The sequence below is a fragment of the Pseudooceanicola profundus genome (assembly GCF_054919315.1).
On record NZ_CM142898.1, the window covers coordinates 2123432 to 2144813 of the forward strand.

20 protein-coding genes are annotated in these 21382 nt (G+C 68.7%); 12 read left to right on the top strand and 8 right to left on the bottom strand.

What is annotated here, in order from left to right:
* Positions 1 to 26 precede the first annotated feature (26 nt).
* Positions 27 to 1499: an efflux RND transporter periplasmic adaptor subunit gene (locus tag ACX9MO_RS09770; RefSeq protein WP_462214394.1), complete on the top strand. Its 1473-nt coding sequence runs from the start codon at positions 27 to 29 to the stop codon at positions 1497 to 1499.
* 3 nt (positions 1500 to 1502) lie between these two features.
* Complete coding sequence (locus tag ACX9MO_RS09775; RefSeq protein WP_462214395.1) at positions 1503 to 4928, top strand: efflux RND transporter permease subunit; 3426 nt, start codon at positions 1503 to 1505, stop codon at positions 4926 to 4928.
* Between the two features lie 159 nt (positions 4929 to 5087).
* Here ACX9MO_RS09775 and ACX9MO_RS09780 read toward each other — a convergent pair whose 3' ends face one another.
* Positions 5088 to 5927 carry a protein-disulfide reductase DsbD domain-containing protein gene (locus tag ACX9MO_RS09780; RefSeq protein ID WP_462214396.1) on the bottom strand — a complete coding sequence of 280 codons (840 nt, stop codon included), beginning with the start codon at positions 5925 to 5927 and terminating at the stop codon, positions 5088 to 5090.
* Between the two features lie 164 nt (positions 5928 to 6091).
* On the opposite strand from ACX9MO_RS09780, the gene ACX9MO_RS09785 reads away from it, so the two are divergent.
* Positions 6092 to 6640, top strand: coding sequence for a YqgE/AlgH family protein (locus ACX9MO_RS09785; RefSeq protein ID WP_315900529.1), 549 nt, complete (start codon positions 6092 to 6094; stop codon positions 6638 to 6640).
* Between the two features lie 23 nt (positions 6641 to 6663).
* Here the strand turns inward: ACX9MO_RS09785 and ACX9MO_RS09790 are convergent, their stop codons facing one another.
* Positions 6664 to 7650: an L-threonylcarbamoyladenylate synthase gene (locus ACX9MO_RS09790; protein ID WP_462214397.1), complete on the bottom strand. Its 987-nt coding sequence runs from the start codon at positions 7648 to 7650 to the stop codon at positions 6664 to 6666.
* Positions 7651 to 7843: 193 nt separating this feature from the next.
* Between ACX9MO_RS09790 and ACX9MO_RS09795 the strand changes: the two genes are divergently transcribed.
* The 5 genes from ACX9MO_RS09795 (at position 7844) to ACX9MO_RS09815 (ending at position 12018) form a co-directional block, all read left to right on the top strand.
* Entirely contained in the window at positions 7844 to 9562 is a 1719-nt protein-coding gene (locus ACX9MO_RS09795) for an acyl-CoA dehydrogenase (RefSeq protein WP_462214398.1), read from the top strand.
* On the top strand, positions 9559 to 10602 hold the full coding sequence (locus ACX9MO_RS09800) for an MBL fold metallo-hydrolase (protein WP_462214399.1): 1044 nt from the start codon (positions 9559 to 9561) through the stop codon (positions 10600 to 10602). The genes ACX9MO_RS09795 and ACX9MO_RS09800 overlap by 4 nt, the downstream gene beginning before the upstream one ends.
* A complete protein-coding gene (locus ACX9MO_RS09805) occupies positions 10587 to 11078 on the top strand; it encodes a DUF6173 family protein (protein WP_462214444.1) in 492 nt (163 codons plus the stop codon). The genes ACX9MO_RS09800 and ACX9MO_RS09805 overlap by 16 nt, the downstream gene beginning before the upstream one ends.
* A gap of 99 nt (positions 11079 to 11177) precedes the next feature.
* The gene (locus ACX9MO_RS09810) at positions 11178 to 11312 is read left to right on the top strand and encodes an aa3-type cytochrome c oxidase subunit IV (RefSeq protein WP_222494221.1); all 135 of its coding nucleotides are present in this window, start codon (positions 11178 to 11180) and stop codon (positions 11310 to 11312) included.
* An 88-nt stretch (positions 11313 to 11400) separates the two neighbouring features.
* A complete protein-coding gene (locus ACX9MO_RS09815) occupies positions 11401 to 12018 on the top strand; it encodes a hypothetical protein (protein WP_462214400.1) in 618 nt (205 codons plus the stop codon).
* On the opposite strand, the gene ACX9MO_RS09820 is transcribed toward ACX9MO_RS09815, so the two are convergent.
* From ACX9MO_RS09820 to ACX9MO_RS09845, 6 genes are all read right to left on the bottom strand, one after another.
* On the bottom strand, positions 12012 to 12338 hold the full coding sequence (locus tag ACX9MO_RS09820; protein WP_222494219.1) for an AzlD domain-containing protein: 327 nt from the start codon (positions 12336 to 12338) through the stop codon (positions 12012 to 12014). The genes ACX9MO_RS09815 and ACX9MO_RS09820 overlap by 7 nt on opposite strands.
* A complete protein-coding gene (locus tag ACX9MO_RS09825) occupies positions 12335 to 13039 on the bottom strand; it encodes an AzlC family ABC transporter permease (RefSeq protein WP_222494218.1) in 705 nt (234 codons plus the stop codon). Before ACX9MO_RS09825 ends, ACX9MO_RS09820 begins: the two co-directional genes overlap by 4 nt.
* 244 nt (positions 13040 to 13283) lie before the next feature.
* The gene (locus tag ACX9MO_RS09830; protein WP_222494216.1) at positions 13284 to 13763 is read right to left on the bottom strand and encodes a transglycosylase SLT domain-containing protein; all 480 of its coding nucleotides are present in this window, start codon (positions 13761 to 13763) and stop codon (positions 13284 to 13286) included.
* 124 nt (positions 13764 to 13887) lie between these two features.
* Positions 13888 to 14904, bottom strand: a complete 1017-nt coding sequence (locus tag ACX9MO_RS09835; RefSeq protein WP_462214401.1) for a hypothetical protein — start codon at positions 14902 to 14904, stop codon at positions 13888 to 13890.
* A gap of 77 nt (positions 14905 to 14981) precedes the next feature.
* A complete protein-coding gene (gene greA / locus ACX9MO_RS09840; RefSeq protein WP_222494212.1) occupies positions 14982 to 15452 on the bottom strand; it encodes a transcription elongation factor GreA in 471 nt (156 codons plus the stop codon).
* 224 nt (positions 15453 to 15676) lie between these two features.
* Positions 15677 to 16060: a VOC family protein gene (locus ACX9MO_RS09845; protein ID WP_222494210.1), complete on the bottom strand. Its 384-nt coding sequence runs from the start codon at positions 16058 to 16060 to the stop codon at positions 15677 to 15679.
* Between the two features lie 99 nt (positions 16061 to 16159).
* Here ACX9MO_RS09845 and soxR point away from each other — a divergent pair, with 99 nt between their 5' ends.
* The 4 genes from soxR to ACX9MO_RS09865 all read left to right on the top strand — a co-directional run bounded on the left by soxR (position 16160) and on the right by ACX9MO_RS09865 (position 21187).
* Positions 16160 to 16639, top strand: coding sequence for a redox-sensitive transcriptional activator SoxR (gene soxR / locus ACX9MO_RS09850; RefSeq protein WP_462214402.1), 480 nt, complete (start codon positions 16160 to 16162; stop codon positions 16637 to 16639).
* A 125-nt stretch (positions 16640 to 16764) separates the two neighbouring features.
* Positions 16765 to 18411 (top strand): electron transfer flavoprotein-ubiquinone oxidoreductase, encoded by a 1647-nt coding sequence (locus ACX9MO_RS09855; protein ID WP_462214403.1) that lies wholly within the window; start codon positions 16765 to 16767, stop codon positions 18409 to 18411.
* Between the two features lie 180 nt (positions 18412 to 18591).
* The gene (locus ACX9MO_RS09860) at positions 18592 to 20283 is read left to right on the top strand and encodes a tetratricopeptide repeat protein (RefSeq protein ID WP_462214404.1); all 1692 of its coding nucleotides are present in this window, start codon (positions 18592 to 18594) and stop codon (positions 20281 to 20283) included.
* Positions 20284 to 20350: 67 nt separating this feature from the next.
* The gene (locus ACX9MO_RS09865; RefSeq protein WP_462214405.1) at positions 20351 to 21187 is read left to right on the top strand and encodes a 4-(cytidine 5'-diphospho)-2-C-methyl-D-erythritol kinase; all 837 of its coding nucleotides are present in this window, start codon (positions 20351 to 20353) and stop codon (positions 21185 to 21187) included.
* The last annotated feature ends 195 nt before the right edge of the window (positions 21188 to 21382 follow it).

Genomic DNA, 21382 nt, shown 5'->3' on the forward strand with positions numbered 1-21382 from the left:
CCATTTCAAGACCTGACCGAGGTGCCATGCGTTTCCTGCGCCAGAGCCTGACTGGATTGTTCCTCCTCGCCCTGACCCTGGCGGGGCTGCTCTATGCCGGTGTCCTCGTGAAGGACGCGGTGCAGGACCGGATGAGCCAGGAACCCCGCATCCCGCAGGCGCGGGAGCGGATTTTCACAGTCAACGTGGTGCCCGCGCAGGGCGAACGCATCGCCCCGGTGATGGAGGCCTACGGCGCCATCGCCAGCCGGCGCGAGTTGCAGATCCGCGCTGCTGCTGCAGGGCGGCTGGTGGAGTTGTCCGAGGATTTCGAGGATGGCGCGGCGGTGACCGCGGGGCAGGTGCTGGCCCGGCTCGACCCGGCCCCGGCGCAGGCCGCACTCGACCGCGCAGATGCAGACCTGATGGATGCCGAGGCCGAGCGTCGCGACGCCGAGCGCGCGCTGGAGATCGCCCGTGACACGCTCACCGCCGCCGAGGAACAGGCCGAGCTGCGCGCCGCGGCCTTCCGCCGACAGAGCGACCTGCGCGACCGGGGCGTCGGCTCCGCCGCGCTGGTGGAGGAGGCCGAACTGGCCGCCTCCTCGGCCCGGCAGTCGGTGCTCTCGTCCCGCTCGGCGCTGGCGCAGGCCGAGGCGCGGGTGGATCAGGCGGATACCTCCCTCGCCCGGGCGCGGCTCACCCGTGCCGACCTCGCCCGGGACCTCGAGGACCTGACGATCACCGCGCCTTTCAACGGTACGCTCAGCGAGGTGGCAGGCGTCGAGGGTGGCCTCGTCTCGGGCAATGAACAGCTGGCGCTGCTGGTGGACGGCGACGCGCTGGAGGTGGCCTTCCGGGTCTCGACCCCGCAATACGCGCTGCTGCTGGATGCCAACGGCGATCTGCGCGACCTGCCGGTGACCGTGACGCTGGATGTCTACGGCGTGGCGCTTCAGGCAACGGGCCGGATCAGCCGCGACAGCGCGGCGGTGACCACCGGCCAGTCGGGCCGCCAGCTCTATGCCCGTCTCGATCAGGCGCGCGGCCTCAAGCCCGGCGATTTCGTGACCGTCGCCATCGAAGAGCCGCCGCTCGACAACGTGGTCCGTCTGCCGGCCACGGCAATGAATGCCGCCGGTCAGGTGCTGGTCGTGGGCGCGGACGAGCGGCTGGAGCCGGTCATGGTCGAACTGGTGCGCCAGCAGGGCGACGATATCCTCGTGCGCGGCGACGGGCTGGAAGGCCGCGCCGTGGTGGCCGAACGCACGCCGCTTCTGGGCGCGGGCATCCGCGTGCGCCCGGTCTATCCGGCGGGACGGGAGCCCCGGCAGGAGGCCGCCGTGGACGACGCCGAGCTGATCGAGCTGACAGATGACCGGCGCGCCCGGCTGATCCAGCTGATCGAGGCCAACCCCCGGATGCCGGAGGACGTGAAGGCCCGCATCCTCGGGCAGCTGAGCCAGCAACGGGTGCCCGCCAAGGTGGTGGCCCGGATCGAAGACCGGATGGGGGGCTGACCCATGGCCCACCGGGAGGAGCGCGATCTGGGCGAGGCGAAGGGCCTCCTGTCCTATTTCACCCGCCACCGCACCGCCGCCAACCTGCTGCTGGTGGTGCTTCTGGCCCTCGGCATGGCCGCCGTGCCCCGGATGCGGGCGCAGTTCTTCCCCGACGTGGTGATCGACGACATCGACGTTTCCGTCAGCTGGGACGGTGCCGGGGCGGAGGACGTGGATGCCGCCATCGTCCAGCTGCTGGAGCCTGCCCTGCTGGCGGTGGAGGGCGTGGCGGCGACGTCGTCCATGTCGCGCGAAGGCTCGGCCCGGGTGACGGTGGAGTTCGAACCGGACTGGGACATGGCCCGCGCCGTCAACGACGTGCAGACCGCCGTGGACGCCGTGACCAACCTGCCGGAGGAGGCCGACGACCCCGAGGTCAGCCGCGGCGGCTGGCGCGACCGGGTCACCGACGTGGTGATCACCGGGCCCGTGGGCGCCGAACAGCTGGGCAATTTCGCCGATGAATTCGTCACCCGCCTCTTTGCCGAGGGGGTGACCCGCACCACGATCCGGGGTGTCGCGGCGCCCAACACCGTGGTCGAGGTGCCCTCGATCAACCTAATCGCCCATGACATCACCATGCGCGAGATCGCGGATGCCATCGAGGCCGAGGTGGACGCCGATCCGGCGGGCGACGTGACCGGGGCCAATGCCCGTGTCCGCACCGGGATCGAGAAACGCTCCGCCGACCAGATCGCGGGCATCGTGCTGCGGACCAATGCGGACAATTCCAACCTGACCGTGGGCGACGTGGCGACGATCCGGGTGGAAGGGTCGAACTACAACCGCTCCTACTACGTGGGCGAGAACCCGGCGATCTCGATCCGGGTCGACCGCTCCGAGAAGGGCGATGCGATCAAGATCCAGCGCCAGGTGGAGGAGGTCGCCGCCGAGATGCAGCCGACACTGCCTGAAGGCACCTCCATCGACCTGATCCGCACCCGGGCGGAATCGATCACCGCGCGGCTCGACATCCTCGTGGACAACGGGCTGATGGGGCTGGGGCTGGTGGTCGTGCTGCTGTTCCTGTTCCTCAACGCGCGCACGGCGGTCTGGGTCGCGGCCGGTATCCCGGTGTCGATGCTGACGGCCATCGCGCTGATGTATGCCTCCGGCCTGACGATCAACATGATCTCGCTCTTCGCACTGATCATCACCATGGGCATCGTCGTGGATGACGCCATCGTGGTGGGTGAACATGCCGATGCCCGGTTGCGCCGCTACGGCGAGGGCCCGATCCGCGCCGCAGAGACAGCGGCCCGCCGCATGGCGATGCCGGTCTTCTCGGCGACGCTGACCACGGTGATCGCCTTCTTCGGGCTGACGGTGATCGGCGGGCACTTCGGCTCGATGATCAGCGACATTCCCTTCACGGTGATCGTGGTGCTTCTGGCCTCGCTGGTGGAATGCTTCCTGATCCTGCCGAACCACATGTCCCATGCCCTTGCCCACGCGGGGGAGCGGCATTGGTACGACGCACCCTCGCGCTTCGTAAACCGGGGCTTCGACTGGATGAGCCTGCGGCTCTTCCGGCCGCTGATGGCGGGGGTGATCCGGGCCCGCTACCCGGTGCTGGCCCTCGTGATCGCGGTCTTTGCCTCGCAGGTGGCGGTCTTCATCCGTGGCGACGTGCCGTGGCGCTTCTTCAACTCGCCGGAACAGGGCTCGATCTCGGGCAATTTCGCCATGGTCGAGGGCGCCTCGCGCGAGGACACCTTTGCCATGATGCGCGAGATGCAGCGCGCCACCAATGCGGTCGCCAAGCGCTACGAGGAGAAGTACGGCCGCAACCCGGTGGACTATGTCCTGACCGAGGTCGGCGGCAGCACCGGGCGCGGCCTCTCGGGGACCGAGAACAAGGACGGCGACCTGCTGGGCTCCATTGCGATCGAGCTGATCGACGCCGACCTGCGGCCCTATTCCAGCTTCGCCTTCCTCGGCGATATCCAGGAAGAGGTGCAGCAGACCCCGCAGGCCGAGGTCGTCTCCTTCCGCGGCATGCGCTCCGGCCCCGGGGGCGATGCGCTGGACGTGCAGTTCTACGGCGCCAATGCCGAGACGCTGAAGGCCGCCTCCGAGGCGCTGAAACAGGCGCTGCTGCCCTATCCGGAGGTTTCGGCGGTGGAGGACAACCTCTCCTACGACAAGGAAGAGCTGATCCTCGAACTGACGCCGCAGGGGCAGGTGCTGGGCTTCACCACTGCCGATCTGGGCACCGTCCTGCGCCACCGGCTGAACGGGATCGAGGCGGCGACCTATCCCGACGGGCCGCGCAGCGCGACGATCCGCGTGGAACTGCCCGAGGACGAGCTGACCGCCGACTTCCTGACCCGGATCCAGCTGCGCACCGCCTCGGGCGCCTATGTCCCGTTGGCGGATATCGTGCGGGTCGAGCGGCGGTCGGGCTTCTCCACCGTGCGGCGCGAGAACGGGCTGCGGGTGCTCTCGGTCAATGGCGACATCTCCGAGGACGACCCGGCACGGGCCGCCGAGATTTCCCGCGCACTGGAACATGAGATCCTGCCCGATGTCGCCTCGCGCCATCAGGTCGACTGGCGCATGGCGGGGCTGAGCGAGCAGGAGGACGAGTTCCTTGGCGATGCCTTCACCGGGCTGGTGATGGTGCTGACGGGGATCTACCTGACGCTGGCCTGGGTCTTCTCCAGCTGGACGCGGCCACTGGTCGTGATGGCGATCATTCCCTTCGGGTTGGTCGGCACGATCTACGGCCACGGGCTCTGGGATGTGCCGATGTCGATGTTCACCGTCGTCGGCCTGCTGGGGATGACCGGGATCATCATCAACGATTCCATCGTGCTGGTGACAACGATCGACGAATACGCCGAGAGCCGGGGCCTCTTCCCCGCGATCATCGAGGGCACGGCGGACCGGCTGCGGCCCGTCCTTCTGACCACGCTGACGACGGTGCTGGGCCTTGCGCCGCTGCTCTACGAGAGCTCTTCGCAGGCGCAGTTCCTGCGGCCCACGGTGATCACGCTGGTCTATGGCCTTGGCTTCGGGATGCTTCTCGTGCTGCTGGTGGTGCCGGCACTGATGGCGATGCAGCACGACCTGCGGCGCCAGATGACGGCGCTGCGCCGGGCCCTGCGCGGCAGCGGGCGGGCTCGTGGCCACCCGGCGCGGGCCATGCAGGGGCTGCTGGCGGCGGGCGTGGTGCTGGTGCTGGGCTGGCTGGCGGCGACCATGGGTTGGGTCGCGGTGACCGGCGCGCTGCCCGCGTGGCTGGGGGCGGCCCTGCCGCTTGCGGGGGCCGCGCCGATGCTGGCGGCCATGGCAGTCTTCGTGGCCGGGGCGCTGGTGCTGTCGGTGCTGCTCTTCGCGCTCGGGGCCGGGGGTGTCGCCCTGCGGCGTCGCCCGCACGCTTGAGGGGGCGGGCCTGAGCGGCTTGCGGCTGAGTGGAGCGGAGCGGACGAAGACGACCGGCGAGGCCCTGCCCGTTTTCTTCAAAGAAAACGGTCCGGAAAATGCGCATTTTCCGGTGACGGCCTCGGGCGGATCAGGATCGCGGCGGCGGTGGGAGGCGGATCAGCCCTTGCAGCCGTGGATATCGACGGCGTGGTTCTGTCCGAGCACGGTGATGCGCAGCTGGGACCGTTCCAGCGCGAAGGCGCCGCCGGCGCTGTGCACCAGCTCCGTCCGGGCCACCAGCGTGCCGCCGCGCCGCGCCGTCTCGGCCGGGGCGACCCAGATCATCGGGTCCGGCGTCTCGATCACGGCGATCTCCTGCCCCCCGGCAGAGGGCATCTCGATCTCGGCGGTGAGCGTCAGGCCATCCGCGGCGGGGGCGATCCGGCAGCTGACGCGACCGACGCGGGCCTCGCGCGCGGTGTAGGGCTGATCGGCGAGGGCCGCGGCGAGGGCCGGCGTACGGGTGCCGGCGCCGTCCACGGCACCGTCGAGGTCCAGCGTCGTGAGCAGGCAGGTGTCCTGACAGACGCCCAGTTCGACCTCGCCCTCCAGCCGCACGGCGGCGCCCGCATCGCGGGGATAGATCCGCAGCGGCAGGATCACCCGGTCCTTGTAGCCGATGGTGCGGTAGCCGCCGCTGTCGAAGACCGAGGGCGTGGGCCACATCACCTCGACCCGGTCGAGGTTGCGGGAGCCGCGCCAGACGAAGCTGGGCGGCACGCCGGCATCACCGGGCGCGCGCCAGTAGGTCTTCCACCCCGGCGCGAGGTCCAGTTCCAGCCCGGCCATGTGGCTGCCGTCCGGCAGGCGCCAGCCCTCCACCAGCTTGGCAGAGACCGTCGCGCCCAGCAGGCCGGGCGTCTCGGCGTGGCTCGTGACGGGCAGGAGGGCCGCGCAGGCCCCGGCCAGCAGCCCCAGAAGGCGGCTCCGGCGGGAAGGTCGGACTGTGGTGCTCATGCCTGATCGATGCGCCATTCCGGGCCTTCGGACAACTCACATTCGGGTTAGGGAATTGTCACATCGCGAAGCAGCTTGCCAGTGACGCCTTTTGGCATCATGCTGATACGTATTCGAACAGGGCATTGCGCGGGCGGCATAGAATCTTGGCAGATATCTCCAATTTGACAGGGCAACTTCTGATTGCCATGCCGGGGTTGCGGGATGAACGGTTCGAGCATGGCGTGATCCTGCTCTGCGCCCATTCACCGGACGGGGCCATGGGCCTCATGGTCAACCATCCGACCCGCGATGTGCATCTCTCGCAGATGCTGGAACAGCTCAACATCGACAAGCCGGGGATCGAGGACGACCTGATCGTCTACGCCGGTGGCCCGGTCGAGCCGGAGCGCGGCTTCGTCCTGCATTCGGCGGAGTATTCCTCTGTCCTTTCAACAATCAACGTGCGGCCCGGCATCTGCCTGACCGCCACCCGCGACATCCTCGAGGACGTCGCGGGCGGGCAGGGTCCGCTCGAGACGATGGTCGCGCTCGGCTATTGCGGCTGGGGGCCGGGGCAGCTGGAGCGGGAGCTTTCCGAGAACGGCTGGCTTCTGGGCGAGGCGAGCGCGGAGCTGGTCTTCCACGCCCCCGACGATCGGAAGTGGGCGCTGTCGATGCAGGCCCAGGGAATCTCCCCGCGCAACCTTTCCGGGCAGGCCGGCCACGCCTGACGTGCTTTGGCGTCAGAATCGCTTTACGGCGCATAGGAGGTCGATTCGGGACCTCCCCGCGGGGCGGCGGCGCGGCGCAGCCGGTCATTGATCGCCCGCCCCAGACCGCGATCCGGCACCGGGGCCACCGCGATTCTCTCGGCCCCGGCCCGGTCCAGCTCATGCAGGCAATGGAAAAGCCGCGCGGCGGCCTCCACCAAGTCGCCCGAGGCGGAAAGCGTCATCGCGCCCTCGGCGCCCGCCGGCAGGGGACCGAAGCCGAGGTAGGTCTCGCCCGGCTCGGGCGCGATGGCCTCCAGCCGGACCCGCCCGCGCGGCGCGTAATGCGAGGTCATCTGCCCGGGCGCGGTGATCCCGGCCGCGGCCTCGGGCGGCTGCGGCATCTCTCCCAGCACCTCCGCCAGAGCCTCCGCCGGCAGGCCGCCGGGGCGCAGCAGGCGCGGGGTGTCGTGCGTCAGGCCGAGGATCGTGGATTCGACCCCGACCGCGCAGGGCCCGCCATCCAGCACGGCCTCGATCCGGCCATCGAGCGCCTCCATCACGTGGGCAGGCTCGGTCGGGCTGACCCGGCCCGAGGGGTTGGCGGAGGGGGCGGCCAGCGGGCCGCCGAAGCGCAGCAGCAGGTCGCGCGCCAGCGGATGCGCAGGCACCCGCAGCGCCACGCTGTCGAGCCCGGCCGTCACCAGCGGCGACAGCCCGGCGTTTTCGGCCAGCGGCAAGACCAGCGTCAGCGGGCCGGGCCAGAAGGCCTGCGCGACGGCCTCGGCCCGGTCATCCCATTTCACCAGGCGGCGCGCGGTGGCGATATCGGGCAGGTGCACGATCAACGGGTTGAAGCGCGGCCGGCCCTTGGCCTCGAAGATCCGCGCCACGGCGACGTCCGAGCGCGCATCGGCCGCCAGCCCGTAGACCGTCTCGGTCGGCATCGCGACGAGGCCACCGGCGCGCAGGATGGCGGCGGCGCCGTCCTTTCCGGTGTCATCGGCGGGCAGGAGACGGGTCTGGGACATCGGGCAGGGCACCTCGGGCCGGGATCAGGGATGGGGGCGCGGGCCGTGCCGGCCTTCGGACGCCACGTCGTGGAGCGACGCTATGACGCTGCGTTCCAGTTGATGACAGGGGGCGCGCTCATACGATACGTGCCACCCAGTTGTTACAGGCGCTCAGCCGCTATGCCAAGGTGCCGAAGGGGAGGACCAAGCCATGCCGTATCAATCGCCTGTGCGCGACTTCACGTTCCTGTTCGACAAGGTCGTCGGCCTCGATCAGGTTTCCGCAACCGAGATGTTCGCGGAAGCGACCGCCGAAACGGTCGAGGCGATCCTCACCGAGGCCGCCCGCCTGAACGACGACATCCTTGCGCCGCTGCGCCGGAATGGCGACCTGCATCCTGCCGTGCTGGAGAACGGCGTGGTGCGGACCTCGCCCGGGTTCCACGAGGGCTACAAGGCGATTGCCGAGGGCGGCTGGGTCGGCATTTCTGCGCCCGAGGAATTCGGCGGCATGGGCCTGCCGCTGGCGCTGACCACCGCCTTCAACGACATGATCAGCGGTGCCTGCCTGTCGCTGGGGCTGAACCCGCTGCTGACGCAGGGCCAGATCGAGGCGCTGGAACATCACGCCAGCGACGAGATGAAGGCGCTCTACCTGCCCAAGCTGATCAGCGGCGAATGGACCGGCACGATGAACCTGACCGAGCCGCAGGCCGGGTCCGACGTGGGTGCGCTGCGATCGAAGGCAGAGCCGCTGGAGGATGGCACCTATGCCGTCACGGGCCAGAAGATCTATATCTCCTGGGGCGATCACGACTTCGGCGGAAACGTCTGCCACCTCGTGCTGGCGCGGCTGCCCGACGGTGCGCCGGGCACGCGCGGCATCAGCCTCTTCATGGTGCCCAAGTACCTGCCCAAGGATGACGGCACGCTGGGCGAGGCAAATTCCCTGCGCGTCGTCTCGCTGGAGCACAAGATGGGCCTGCACGGCTCGCCGACCGCCGTGATGGAATTCGACGGGGCCAAGGGCTGGCTGGTGGGCGCCCCCCACAAGGGCATGGCCGCCATGTTCACCATGATGAACAACGCCCGCCTCGGCGTGGGCGTTCAGGGCATCGGCTCGGCCGAGGGGGCCTACCAGGCGGCGCTGGAGTATGCGCTGGACCGCAAGCAGGGCAAGACGCCGGTCGAGGGGCCGGGCGGCATCGTCGACCACGCCGACGTGCGCCGGATGCTGCTGACCATGAAGGCCGAGATCTTCGCCTCGCGCGCCATCGCGCTTGCCTGCGCCGTGGCGTTGGACATGGGCCGGGCCACGGGCGATGCGGACTGGAACGCCCGCGCGGCCTTCCTGACGCCGATCGCCAAGGCCTTCGGCACCGACGTCGGGTGCCGCGTGTCCGACATGGGCGTGCAGGTGCACGGCGGCATGGGCTTCATCGAGGAGACCGGCGCGGCGCAGTTCTTCCGTGACGTGCGCGTCACCGCGATCTACGAGGGCACCAACGGCATCCAGGCGATGGACCTTGTGGGCCGCAAGATGATGGACGGCGGCGAGCAGGCCTATGGCCTCCTCGAGGAAATCCAGTCCCTGTCGGAGAGCGCCCGCACCAGCCACGCCACCCTGGCCGAGCCGGTCTGGCAGGCGGCCGAGACCCTGCGCGAGGCCACCGAATGGATGGTCGGGCAGGAGATGAACGACCGCTTCGCGGGCTCCGTCCCCTATCTGGGGGCTTTCGCCCGCGTGCTGGGGGGGTATTATCACCTCAAGGCCGCCATCGCCGAGGAGGGCGAGGCGGGACCCCGGCACAAGCTGGCGCAGTTCTACGTGGACCGCCTGCTGCCGGAACACAGCGCATTGGCCACCCACGCGATGGCCGGGGCCGAGGGGCTCTACGCGCTCAGCATCGAGGAGCTGACCGGCACATGATGGATGGCGCAGCGGGCACGATCCGCACACCCTGGGACACTCCCCCGGCACCGGGCGAGGCGATCGAGGTGGCGGAGGGCGTGCTCTGGTTGCGGCTCCCCCTGCCGATGGCGCTGGACCATGTGAATGTCTACGCGCTGGACGAGGGCGATGGCTGGACGATCATCGACACCGGCATCTGGACCGAGGGCTGCCTTGCCGCTTTGCAGGCGGCGCTGGAGGGTCCGCTGGCGGGCAAGCCCGTGCGACAGGTGGTGCTGACCCACCACCATCCGGATCACGCGGGCCTCGCCGGCTGGCTGATGGAGACGCAGGGCGCCCCGCTCGCCGCCACCCGGACCAGCTGGCTCACCACGCGGATGCTCCAGCTTGACGAGGAGACGGAGGCGACCGCCGCCTCGGTGGCCTACTGGCAGGCGGCCGGGCTCAGCCCCGAGATGCTGGCCCGCAAGCGGGCCGAGCGGCCGTTCAATTTCAAGGACATGGTCTGGCGCATCCCCACCGGCTACACCCGCCTGAAGGACGGGCAGCGCTGGCGCATGGGCGGGCGCGACTGGGTCATCCGCACGGGCGACGGCCATGCGCCGGAACACGCGACCTTCTGGAGCCTCGACGACAACCTTGTCATCGGCGGCGACCAGCTGCTGCCCTCGATCAGCGCGAACATCGGCGTCAATGCCTCGGAGCCCGAGGCCAACCCGCTGGCGGAATGGCTCGACAGCTGCGCCCGCTTTGCCGATTACGCCCGCGAGGACCAGCTGATCCTTGGCGGGCACAAGCTGCCCTTCACCGGCCTGCCCCTGCGCCTGCGCCAGATGTCCGAGAACCACTACGGGGCGCTCGCCCGGCTGCGTGATCACCTCGCCACGCCGCGTGTCGCGGTCGAGTGTTTCCCGTCGCTCTTCAAGCGCGCCATCGACGAACGTGTTTTCGGCCTCGCGCTTGTGGAAACCGTGGCCCACCTGAACTACCTCCTCGAGGACGGACAGGCGACACGGCGCAAACGGGAGGACGGGGCGTGGCTATGGGAGAGGACATAAGGACGGTGGCCGAAGCGGCGGAGGAGCATTGCCCGCGTCGCCACGAGGCCCATGCCGATCCCGCCTTCGCCCCCGCGGTGGAGCTGCCCGCGCAGGTCACCTCCAAGCCGCAGCGCGCCAAGAGCCCGGCGGAATGGGCCTACGAGCGCCTGATCCTCTACATCCAGAACTTCGAATCCACGCTCGATGCCGAGCACGAGGTCGCCATGGGCTTTGCCGGCTCCGACGCGGGCGTGCTGCGGATCGAGGGCATGGGCTTCTTCGAGCCCGACATCGTCACCTTCTACGGTTCCGATGCCGGCGGGGCGAAGACCCAGCTGATTCAGCACGTCAGCCAGCTCTCCGTGATCCTGCGCGCCATGCCCAAGGCCCAGCCCGCCGTGGCGCCCCGGCGCATCGGCTTCCGTCTTGCGGCGGATCTGGAACAGGAGGCCGAAAAGGACGCGCCCGAAGTGTCGCAGGACGGACAGGAGTGATGACAGCTGTCCTGAATTCGGCTAACAAAATTCCGATTTGGCGTCTCGTCGACGCGCAACAGGGACCCGGTCAGCGACCGGACAGGAGAGGAAGCGACCATGGCAGAGCACAAGCACGGCACGATGAACATCGAACCGCAGGAAAAGACCTTCAACGGGTTCATCACCGCGACCAAGGTCGTCGTGGGCATCGTTTTCGTGGTCCTGCTGATCATGGCTGTCTTCAACAGCTGATCCCCTCCTCTCTGGACAGCGGGGCCTCCGTGCCCCGGAATGGAACGGCTCGTGGAGGAGGCGGGCCACAACGGGAGACGACCCCCGCATGATGCGCCTTCTACTGGTCCTCGCGGCCGTTCTCGGTCTCGCGGCCTGTGCCAACAACCCGACCTCCGCGCCCCAGGCCGAGGTCACCCGCGCGGCCTATTCGATGCCCGGCCAGCCCGAGCTGAAGCTGATCACGATGATCTCGAACCGCACCGGCAAGGGCGGTCATACCGCGCTGCTGATCAATGCCTCGCAGCGGGTGATCTTCGATCCGGCCGGGTCCTTCCACCATCCCCAGACCCCGCGGTCGGGTGACGTGCTCTACGGCATCTCGCCGGCCTTCGAGGATGGCTACCTGCGGATGCACGCCCGGCCCGAGTATCACGCGGTGGTGCAGACGATCACCGTCTCGCCCGAGGTGGCGGAAAAGGCGTTGCAGCTGGCACAGGCCAATGGCCCGGCGCCGGGCGCCTATTGCGCCAACCACACCGCGCGGCTGCTGCGTCAGCTGCCGGGGTTCGAAAACGTGGATCAGACCTTCTACCCGCGCCAGCTGGCGATCAGCTTCTCCGAGCTGCCCGGCGTGCGCACGAACACCCTCTACGAGGAATTCACGCCGGTCGCGGGCGCGGATGACATCTTCCTGCCGAAACGGCGGGTGGCCGCGCTTCAGTAAAGCAGTGCCAGCATCGCGGCGAGCGTCAGGGCGCCTGCCGCGATCGCCGCGAAGGTGTGCTTGGTCAGGACGCCCACGGCAATCGTGACAATGGCAGCGGTCAGCCGGGCAGGCTCCACCTCGCCACCGTTGGCCGCGGGCCAGAGCACCAGCGGTGCCACCAGCGCTGGCAGCACCGCCACGGCGGTGTAGCGCAGGTGGCGCAGCACCCACTCCGGCAGGTTCCGGTCCCCGATCACCCCGAGGAAGACGAACCGCAGGAAGAAGCTGCCGATCCCCAGCAGGATCACGACGGTCCACAGGTCGATACGGTCGATCATTTGGCGCCTCCGGTCATCACTTCCACCCGCGCACCGGCCATCATGCCCGCAATGGCGGCCACCATCAGGCCGAGGTTGTAGGGCATCCACGCCAGCAGCAGCGACAGCAGGATCGCCACCAGCGCCGCGGCGAGATGGGCGCGGGTCTTCAGCATCGGCGCCACCATGGCCAGGAAGGTGATCGGCAGCGCGAAGTCGAGCGCGAACTCCGGCGGGATCCTGTTGCCCACGAGCGCGCCGACGATGGTCAGCAGGTACCAGAACGGGCAGATCGCCGTCACGGTGCCGAGGAAATAGCCCATCTTCTGCGGCGTGCCCCAGTCGGGGTGCTTGGGATAGGTCACCATGGCGAGGGCATAGGACTGGTCCACCGTCAGGTAGGCCGCCAGCGCCCGCTGCCAGAGCGGCGCCGCGCCGAGGTGCGGCGTCAGCGAGGCGGAGTACATCGCCATCCGCAGGTTCACGGCCAGCGCCGAGGCCAGCGCCACGAAGGTCGGCGCATGGTCCGCCAGCAGGCCGATGGCGGTGAACTGTGCGGCGCCCGCGATCACGGCCAGCGAGACGGCGGTCGCCTCAAGGGCGTTCAGCCCGGCGTCGGCGGCCACCACGCCGAAGAGCATGGCAAAGGGGCCGACCACGAGGGCGAAGGGGGCGCCATCGCGCAGACCCAGCCAGAAGGCGGATTTCGAGATTGAGGACATCGCGGGGAGACCTTGGGACAGAACTGCTGACCCGCCTACCTGCCCCGGCGCCACGATGCAATCGCGCGCAGGCGCGGCGAGCGGCCCCGCTCTGTGCAGCGCTGCGAAGACGGGCCGCGCGCGGCCCCTGCATCCACTGTTGGAAAATATCCTCGGGGGGGGGGGCCGCAGGGACCGGGGGGCAGACAGCCCCCCTTTCCTCGTGGGTCCGGTGCGCCCGGCCCGTTTCGGCGCAGGCCGTCGGTCAGCGCAGGCCGGTCTCTTCCAGCATGCCGCGGCGCTTGGCCTCGTAGTAGTAGCCGCGGGAATACCATTTGACCGCATTGTCATAGGAGCCATCGGCCAGCAGCCAGGCACCCCGGAGGTATTTCACCGCGTACTTGAGATTGGTCTCGGCATCGAGCAGATCGGTCGGCTTGCCGGCAAAGCCCATGGAGCGGGCGGTGGCGGGCAGGATCTGCAGCAGGCCGTAATAGGGGCCGTTGCGGGCCTCGGGGCGGTGGGTGCTCTCGCGCACGACCAGCCGCTGCACCAGGGGCACCGGCACCTCGTAGGTGTCGGCATACTTCACGATCAGCTGGCGAAGTTCAGGCGTTTCATTGGGATAGAGCGGAGTCGCAAGGGCGCGGGTCACCTCGGGCGTCTCGTCTGGCGTGTGGCCACAGGCCACCAGCGGCAGGGACAGAGCAAGCGCGAGGCAAATCGTCTTCACGTGTCTGGTCATGGGATGCTCCGGCGCGGAATGCGCCACTGATCCCTCGTTTACCTTATTTTACTGGGTCGACAAAGCGCGCTGCGCTGCGGCAATCCGACCGCAGGCGGAGCTTTGCCGAAGCTTCCGGGCGCGTTCAGTCGAAGATGCCCGCGACCCGTCCCAGCAGCATGAAGGCCCGCGCGGTGCGGGTTTCGGCCAAGTCGTTGATTTCCGTATCGGAGGCGGTCTGTTCCAGTTCCGCGAACATCCGGTCGAAATGGCGCAGGAAGTGATGCGCCGCATCGCGGAAGATCGGGTCCTGTTTCATCCGGCCTGCGGCAAGGGCCAGCGAGGACCGGTCCCGAACGCCACCAAGCGCCGCAACCACGCGGCCCCGTTCGCCCTTGGCGAAGCGGCGCCAGATCTCGGGCCGGGCCAGATCGGGGCGCAGGTCGTCCATGTAGATGCCGTCCTGGCTCATCAGGGTCAGCACGTCCTGCGCGGCCTGGATCAGCTGCGCCGCCTGCCGGTCCTTCAGCGCCTTGCGCAGGGCGGCAAAGCCTTCCTCGTCCTCGGCGGTCTCGGGGAAGTTCAGCGCGCGGATGAAGGTGTTCCGGTCCAGCGGCGGTGCCATGTCCTCGGGCCGCGTGCCAAGGGGCAGGCCGGGCTGGTCGTCCGCCGGGGCGGGCGGGGCCGCCGGTGCGGCGTCGGGGCGGATGCCGTTCTGGTGCCGGATCGTGGTGAAGGTCGCGATTGCCGTCTCGGTCTTCTTCTGGGCGGCGGCGATCTGGTCGAGCTTGCGGGAGATCGTCTCCTCGCTCGACCCGCGCCGGCCCTGGTTCTGGGCGACATAGGCCTGCCGGATGCCGTCGATGGCGGCCCGCAGGCGGGCGCTCTCCTCCCGCATGATGCGGGCCGAGCGCGCGGCGGCGGCGGCCACCCAGATCATCGCCACCGGCAGGAAGATCGCCAGCATGGTCAGGACGAATCGCAGAGTATCCGGCGCAAGGCCGTCGGGGCCGGGCGTCAGCGTCATGAAGAAGACACCCGATCCGGCCAGCCAGAGCAACGAAAGGACAAGCGCGATGATCTCGCCCGCGCCATATTTCGGCGGCTCGGGGCGGTCGTAGATCCCCATGGGGGTGGGGCGCGATTCCTGCGGCTCGCTCATGATCGTCGTCCTGTCCGGCCTGCCCGGACGCCCGCGCCGCCCCTCGGGGGCATGTGCGGGGCCGGGCTCTACTGCGGTCATTTATAGACGATTTTCAGAATTTCATACGAACGTTCGCCGCCGGGGGTGCGGACCTCGACGCTGTCGCCCTCATCCTTGCCGATCAGCGCCCGTGCAATGGGCGACTTGATGTTCAGCAGGCCGGCTTCGATGTTGGCCTCGTATTCGCCGACGATCTGCCAGGTCTTCTCCTCGTCGGTGTCCTCGTCCACCACGGTGACGGTGGCGCCGAACTTGATGGTGCCGGAGAGCGTCTTGGGGTCGATCACGTCGGCCAGTGAGAGGATGCCTTCGAGTTCCTTGATCCGGCCCTCGATGAAGCTCTGCTTCTCGCGGGCGGAGTGGTACTCGGCGTTTTCGCTCAGGTCGCCGTGTTCGCGCGCTTCCGCGATGGCCCGGATGATGGCCGGGCGCTCTTCGGATTTCAGCTTCTTCAGCTCGATTTCGAGTGCGGTGGCCCCCGCGCGGGTCATCAGTATCTTTTCCATTGGCCCATCCGTAGCAGTAGCAAAGGGGCCCGCAGAGGCCCCTTTGCTGAATTTATCAGTCCGGCTACCTGACCCAAGCAGGGCCCCGAATGCAAGGAAAACCCGCGCTGTCGGCAAGCTTCCCCGCTTCCCCAGGGACCGGTGCCGATCCGGGCCTCGATGTCACCCCCCGAAGCGGGGCCCCGCTGCTGATCCGGGATGTCGGGTCTTCCTGCCGGCGTCGCTCAGGACTGGTGCGAGGCCACTTCCCATTCCAGCCCGTCGCGGTCGTGGAAGTAGAACCGCCGCCCCGGCGCGTAATCCGCGTGGTTGCCCGGGGTGAAGCCCGCGGCGGCCACCTTGGCCTCCACCGCGTCGATGTCATCGGTGAAGACGGCGAGGTGGTTCAGCATCCCCACGGTGTCATAGCTGGACAGCCCCGTCTGCACCGCGTCCGCGCGGGTGTAGAGCGCGATATAACTGTCGTCGGTGCCCACATGGACCGAGCGGCCCTTGTCCTTGGACGGGCCCTGCCAGCGGATGTGCCAGCCGAAGACCTCCACCAGCCATGCGGCGGTGGCGTCGGGGTCGGTCACGGTGACATTGGCGTGTTCGAGGCGCGGGATCATGGTCGTCTCCTTCTTCTCGCGTCTGATGTTGTGTCAGCGTACCGCCTCAAGTAAACTTGAGGTCAATGGGAAAGAAATACGGCAGGGCAGGGGGTTGCGATGAGGCGTGGGCTGGCGATCGGCGAAGTGGCTGCGCGTACCGGGCTCGCCGTCTCGGCAATCCGGTACTACGAGGACGAGGGCCTTCTGACTGCCGAACGCAATCCGGCGGGGCAGCGGCAGTTCGAGAAGGCCGACCTGCGGCGGCTCTCCTTCATCATGATCGCGCAGAAGATGGGCTTCTCCATCGCGCAGATCCGGGCGCAGCTGGAGGGGCTGCCCAAGGGGCGCACGCCGACCGCGGCCGACTGGCGCGCGATCTCGACCCGGTTCCGGGCCGATCTCGACCGTCGCATCGCGGTGCTGGAGCGGCTGCGCGACGACCTCGACGGCTGCATCGGCTGCGGCTGTCTCAGCCTCGCAAGCTGCCGCCTGAACAATCCGCAGGACCGCGCGGCGCGACTTGGCGCCGGGCCGCGCTACCTGTTGGGCGACACACCGGACGATGTGCGCAGGGAGGCCAGCGCGGACGAAGGTTGAACGTTGCGTTGGAAACGCCGTGGGATCGCGGCGTTTTGCACGCGCGGCAATTGACCTCTCGGCAAGCGGCGGGCTATCCCTTCGCAACTATCTTACCCACAAGGGCCTGCAGGGAGAGGAAACAGATGACCGAAGTTCAGCGCGAAGCCATGGAATACGACGTGGTGATCGTCGGGGCGGGCCCGGCGGGCCTGTCGGCGGCCATCCGGCTGAAGCAGCTCGATGCCGATCTGCAGGTCGTCGTCCTCGAAAAGGGCTCGGAAGTGGGGGCGCATATCCTCTCGGGTGCGGTGCTGGATCCGGTCGGCCTGACCAAGCTGATCCCCGACTGGAAGGAAAAGGGCGCACCGCTCAACACCCCGGTGACGGAAGACAACTTCTACCTGCTGGGCGAAGCGGGCAAGATCCGCGTGCCGAACTTCCCGATGCCGCCGCTGATGAACAACCACGGCAACTACATCGTCTCGATGGGCAACGTCTGCCGCTGGATGGCCGAACAGGCCGAGGAACTGGGCGTCGAGATCTTCCCCGGCATGGCCTGCTCCGAGCTGGTTTACGGCGAGAACGGCGAAGTCAAAGGCGTCGTCGCCGGTGAGTTCGGCAAGAACGCCGACGGCACCGAGGGCCCGGGCTACGAGCCGGGGATGGAGCTTCTGGGCAAATACGTCTTCATCTCCGAAGGCGTGCGCGGCTCGCTCGCCAAGGAGCTGATCGCGAAATACGACCTCTCCAAGGGCAAGGAGCCGCAGAAGTTCGGCATCGGCATGAAGGAGATCTGGGAGATCGACCCGGCCAAGCACAAGCTTGGCTCTGTCAGCCACACCATGGGCTGGCCGCTCGGCTCCAACGCGGGCGGGGGGTCGTTCATCTACCACCTCGAGAACAATCAGGTCTACGTCGGCTTCGTGGTGCACCTGAACTACAAGAACCCGTATCTCTTCCCCTACATGGAATTCCAGCGCTTCAAGCATCACCCGATGGTGGCCCAGTTGCTCGAAGGCGGCAAGCGTGTGGCCTACGGCGCCCGCGCCATCACCGAGGGCGGCTACCAGTCGATGCCCAAGATGGTCATGCCCGGCGCGGCCCTGCTGGGCTGTTCGGTCGGCATGGTCAACGTGCCGCGCATCAAGGGCAACCACAACGCCATGCTCTCGGGCATCGCCGCCGCCGAGGCCGCCCACGAGGCAATCGCCGCCGGTCGTGCCTCGGACGAGCTGACGGCCTACGAGACCACGGTGCGCGAAGGCGAGATCGGGCAGGACCTCAAGAAGGTGCGCAACGTGAAGCCGCTGTGGTCCAAGTACGGCCTCTTCCCGAGCCTCGCGCTCGGCGGGCTGGACATGTGGACCAACACGCTCGGCTTCTCCTTCCTCGGGACCATCGGCCACGGCAAGACCGACGCCGAGGCGACCGAAACCGCGGACAAGCACACGCCCATCGACTACCCCAAGCCCGACGGCAAGCTGTCCTTCGACCGGCTGACCAACGTGAGCTTCGCCATGACGAACCACGAGGAAAGCCAGCCCTGCCACCTCAAGCTGGCCGATCCAGAGATCCCGCTGAAGAAGAACCTGCCGCAATATGCGGGCCCCTCCGCACGCTACTGCCCGGCAGGCGTCTACGAGTTCGTGGGCGAGGGCGACGAGAAGACGTTCCAGATCAACTTCCAGAACTGCGTCCACTGCAAGACCTGCGACATCAAGGACCCGGCCCAGAACATCAACTGGACCACGCCGCAGGGTGGGGACGGGCCGAATTATCCCAATATGTGATCGCCGGCGATCACGGTTGAGCGAGAATCCGATCAGGCGGGGTGTCCGAAGGGGCACCCCGCATTGATTTGCATAACGCGTCTCGGCTAGCTTGGTTCCCAACCCGGGGAGATTTTTTCCCGATCGACACAGCAGGCAGGGAGCAAGCGCATGTCGGGCAGCAAGATCCGCGCAGTTGCAATGGTTCTGACACAGGGTCTGGCGATCGCCGGACTGGGACAGGGCGCCTCGGCAGAGCCGTTGCCCGGTCTCGCCGGCGAGTATCTCGCCGCACGGCAGGCCCGCGTGACCAGCGACTACGGCTCCGCCTCCGGATATTACGCGGCCGCGCTGAAGGCTGATCCCGGCAATCCCGCGCTGCTTGAAGGCGCCGTCCTCTCCGAAATGGCCGTGGGCCGTCTGGACGCGGCGCTGCCCTATGCCCGCGCGATGGAGGAACAGGGCGCCGAGAGCCAGATCGCCCGCATGGTGCTGGCCGCCGCCGAGGCGCAGTCCGGCGATTTCGCCGCGCTGCTTGCGCGGATCGAGGATGGGCGCGGTGTCGGCCCGCTGGTCGACGGTCTGCTGGTTGCCTGGGCGCATGTGGGCATGGGCGACATGGCCAAGGCGCTCGTCGCCTTCGACGCGGTGGCGGATGAACGCGGCCTGCGCGGCTTCTCGCTCTACCACAAGGCGCTGGCGCTCTCGCTGGCCGGCGACTTCGAAGGCGCCGAGGCGATCTACTCCGGCGAGGAGGACGGCCCGCTCCAGATGACCCGTCGCGGGGCGCTCGCGCGGATCGAGGTGCTGTCTCAGCTCGACCGGCCCAAGGATGCGCTGACCGTGATCGAGGCGCTCTTCGGCCCCGATCCCGATCCGGTCGTCGGCGGAATGCGCGCGGCCCTGCAGGCCGGCCAGACCCTCGATTTCGACTATGCCCGCAACGCCGCAGATGGCGTGGCCGAGATCTTCTATTCCGTCGCTGCCGCCCTCGATGGCGATGCGACCGACGATTACACGCTGATCTACTCGCGCACCGCGGAATACCTGCGGCCTGACCACATCGACGCGATCCTGCTCTCGGCGGAACTGCTCGACGACATGGGCCAGCCCGATCTCGCCACCGCGGCCTACCGCCGGGTGCCGCGCGACAATCCCGCCTTCCACGCCGCCGAACTGGGGCGTGCCGATGCGCTGCGCCGCGCCGGGCGCACCGATGCGGCGATCGAGGTGCTAACCTCGCTCTCGGACACCCACGGCGATCTGCCGCTGGTTCACGCCACCATGGGCGACATGCTGCGCGGCACCGGGCGCTACCGCGAAGCGGTGCAGGCCTATGACGAGGCGCTTGCGCTCTACACCACCGAGGATCGGTCGCAGTGGTTCCTGCACTACGCCCGCGGCATCGCGCAGGAGCGCCTCGGCAACTGGACCGCGGCCGAGGCCGACTTCCGGCAGGCGCTGGAGATGAACCCGGAAGACCCGCAGGTGATGAACTACCTCGGCTATTCCATGGTCGAGAAGCGCGAGAACCTCGACGAGGCGCTTGCCATGATCGAACGCGCTGCCGAGGCGAAGCCAGACAGCGGCTACATCATCGACAGCCTCGGCTGGGGGCTCTACACGCTGGGCCGCTACGAGGAATCCGTGGGCCACATGGAGCACGCGGCAGAGCTGATGCCGGTGGATCCCACGGTCAACGACCACCTCGGCGATGTCTACTGGGCGGTCGGGCGCCACATGGAAGCCCGGTTCCAGTGGACCCGCGCGCTCTCCTTCGACCCCGAGCCGGAGGCCGCCGATCGCATCCGCCGCAAGCTGAACGTCGGCCTCGACGCGGTGCTTGCCCAGGAGGGCATGGAGCCGCTACAGGTGGCGGGCGACGACCGCTGACGGCCGCCTGACCGGGCGCCGCCCCGGCGGGCGGCGCATCGGGACGGGACGAAAGCAGGCTGAGTTCATGACGGACGGGACAACCGCCACGCGGCGCGAGATCGCGCGGGCCAAGATCAACCTCGCCCTCCATGTCACCGGGCAGCGCGGCGATGGCTATCACCTGCTCGACAGTCTCGTCTGCTTCGCCGATTTCGGCGATGTGCTGGAGGTGACGCCGGCCCCGGAAAACAGCCTCACCCTCGACGGCCCCCTCGCAGAGGGCGTGCCTGCCGGCCCCGAGAACCTCGTCTTCCGCGCCGCCAGCTTCTTCGGCCAGCCCGCCGCGATCCGCCTGACCAAGCATCTGCCCATGGCCGCGGGGATCGGTGGCGGCACCGCCGATGCGGCGGCCGTCCTGCGGGCGCTCTCCGCGGCCACCGGCCGTCCCGTGCCGGAGAACGCGGAACGCCTCGGCGCCGACCTGCCCGCCTGCCTGCGGTCCCGCGCGCTGCGGATGCAGGGCGTGGGCGAACGGCTGGAGGATGTCCCCGGCCTGCCGCCGCTGCCCGCGGTCCTCGTGAACCCCGGCCTGGGCGTCGAGACGCCTGCGGTCTTCAAGCGGCTGACCCGCCGCACCAATCCCGCGCTGCCCGTCCGCCTGCCGGACTGGCCGGACGCGGCCAGCTGCGCGGCCTGGCTCTCCGGGCAGCGCAATGACCTCGAGACCCCGGCCCGCGACATCGCCCCGGTGATCGGCGATGTGCTCGAGGCCCTCGCCGCGACGCCGGGCTGCCTGCTGGCGCGCATGTCCGGCTCCGGCGCCACCTGCTTCGCGCTCTACCCGGACCGCCGCGCCGCCGAGGCCGCCGCCGCCAGCCTCGCGCCCACTGGCTGGTGGGCCCGCGCCACGACCCTCAGCTGACGCGCGCCCAGGCTTTCATCTTTCCCCAAATACTCCGGGGGAATTGGGCCCGGCATGGGCCCAAGGGGGCGGAGCCCCCCGGAATTTTCAAAAATTCCGGACCGGAAAATTCGAATTTTCCGATCACCGCGCCCTGCAATGGAAGCGCTCCCTCTCCCCCACGCACAGAAAATTCTTCGAAGAATTTTCCCAAGA

Coding starts and splice junctions, on each gene's coding strand:
- ACX9MO_RS09805 (WP_462214444.1), top strand. CDS start 10,587: ATGGGAGAGGACATAAGGACGGTGGCCGAAGCGGCGGAGGAGCATTGC.
- soxR (WP_462214402.1), top strand. CDS start 16,160: ATGAGGCGTGGGCTGGCGATCGGCGAAGTGGCTGCGCGTACCGGGCTC.
- ACX9MO_RS09825 (WP_222494218.1), bottom strand. CDS start 13,039: ATGTCCTCAATCTCGAAATCCGCCTTCTGGCTGGGTCTGCGCGATGGC.
- ACX9MO_RS09835 (WP_462214401.1), bottom strand. CDS start 14,904: ATGAGCGAGCCGCAGGAATCGCGCCCCACCCCCATGGGGATCTACGAC.
- ACX9MO_RS09770 (WP_462214394.1), top strand. CDS start 27: ATGCGTTTCCTGCGCCAGAGCCTGACTGGATTGTTCCTCCTCGCCCTG.
- ACX9MO_RS09810 (WP_222494221.1), top strand. CDS start 11,178: ATGGCAGAGCACAAGCACGGCACGATGAACATCGAACCGCAGGAAAAG.
- ACX9MO_RS09815 (WP_462214400.1), top strand. CDS start 11,401: ATGATGCGCCTTCTACTGGTCCTCGCGGCCGTTCTCGGTCTCGCGGCC.
- ACX9MO_RS09855 (WP_462214403.1), top strand. CDS start 16,765: ATGACCGAAGTTCAGCGCGAAGCCATGGAATACGACGTGGTGATCGTC.
- ACX9MO_RS09795 (WP_462214398.1), top strand. CDS start 7,844: ATGCCGTATCAATCGCCTGTGCGCGACTTCACGTTCCTGTTCGACAAG.
- ACX9MO_RS09865 (WP_462214405.1), top strand. CDS start 20,351: ATGACGGACGGGACAACCGCCACGCGGCGCGAGATCGCGCGGGCCAAG.
- ACX9MO_RS09775 (WP_462214395.1), top strand. CDS start 1,503: ATGGCCCACCGGGAGGAGCGCGATCTGGGCGAGGCGAAGGGCCTCCTG.
- ACX9MO_RS09800 (WP_462214399.1), top strand. CDS start 9,559: ATGATGGATGGCGCAGCGGGCACGATCCGCACACCCTGGGACACTCCC.
- greA (WP_222494212.1), bottom strand. CDS start 15,452: ATGGAAAAGATACTGATGACCCGCGCGGGGGCCACCGCACTCGAAATC.
- ACX9MO_RS09820 (WP_222494219.1), bottom strand. CDS start 12,338: ATGATCGACCGTATCGACCTGTGGACCGTCGTGATCCTGCTGGGGATC.
- ACX9MO_RS09780 (WP_462214396.1), bottom strand. CDS start 5,927: ATGAGCACCACAGTCCGACCTTCCCGCCGGAGCCGCCTTCTGGGGCTG.
- ACX9MO_RS09845 (WP_222494210.1), bottom strand. CDS start 16,060: ATGATCCCGCGCCTCGAACACGCCAATGTCACCGTGACCGACCCCGAC.
- ACX9MO_RS09790 (WP_462214397.1), bottom strand. CDS start 7,650: ATGTCCCAGACCCGTCTCCTGCCCGCCGATGACACCGGAAAGGACGGC.
- ACX9MO_RS09830 (WP_222494216.1), bottom strand. CDS start 13,763: ATGACCAGACACGTGAAGACGATTTGCCTCGCGCTTGCTCTGTCCCTG.
- ACX9MO_RS09860 (WP_462214404.1), top strand. CDS start 18,592: ATGGTTCTGACACAGGGTCTGGCGATCGCCGGACTGGGACAGGGCGCC.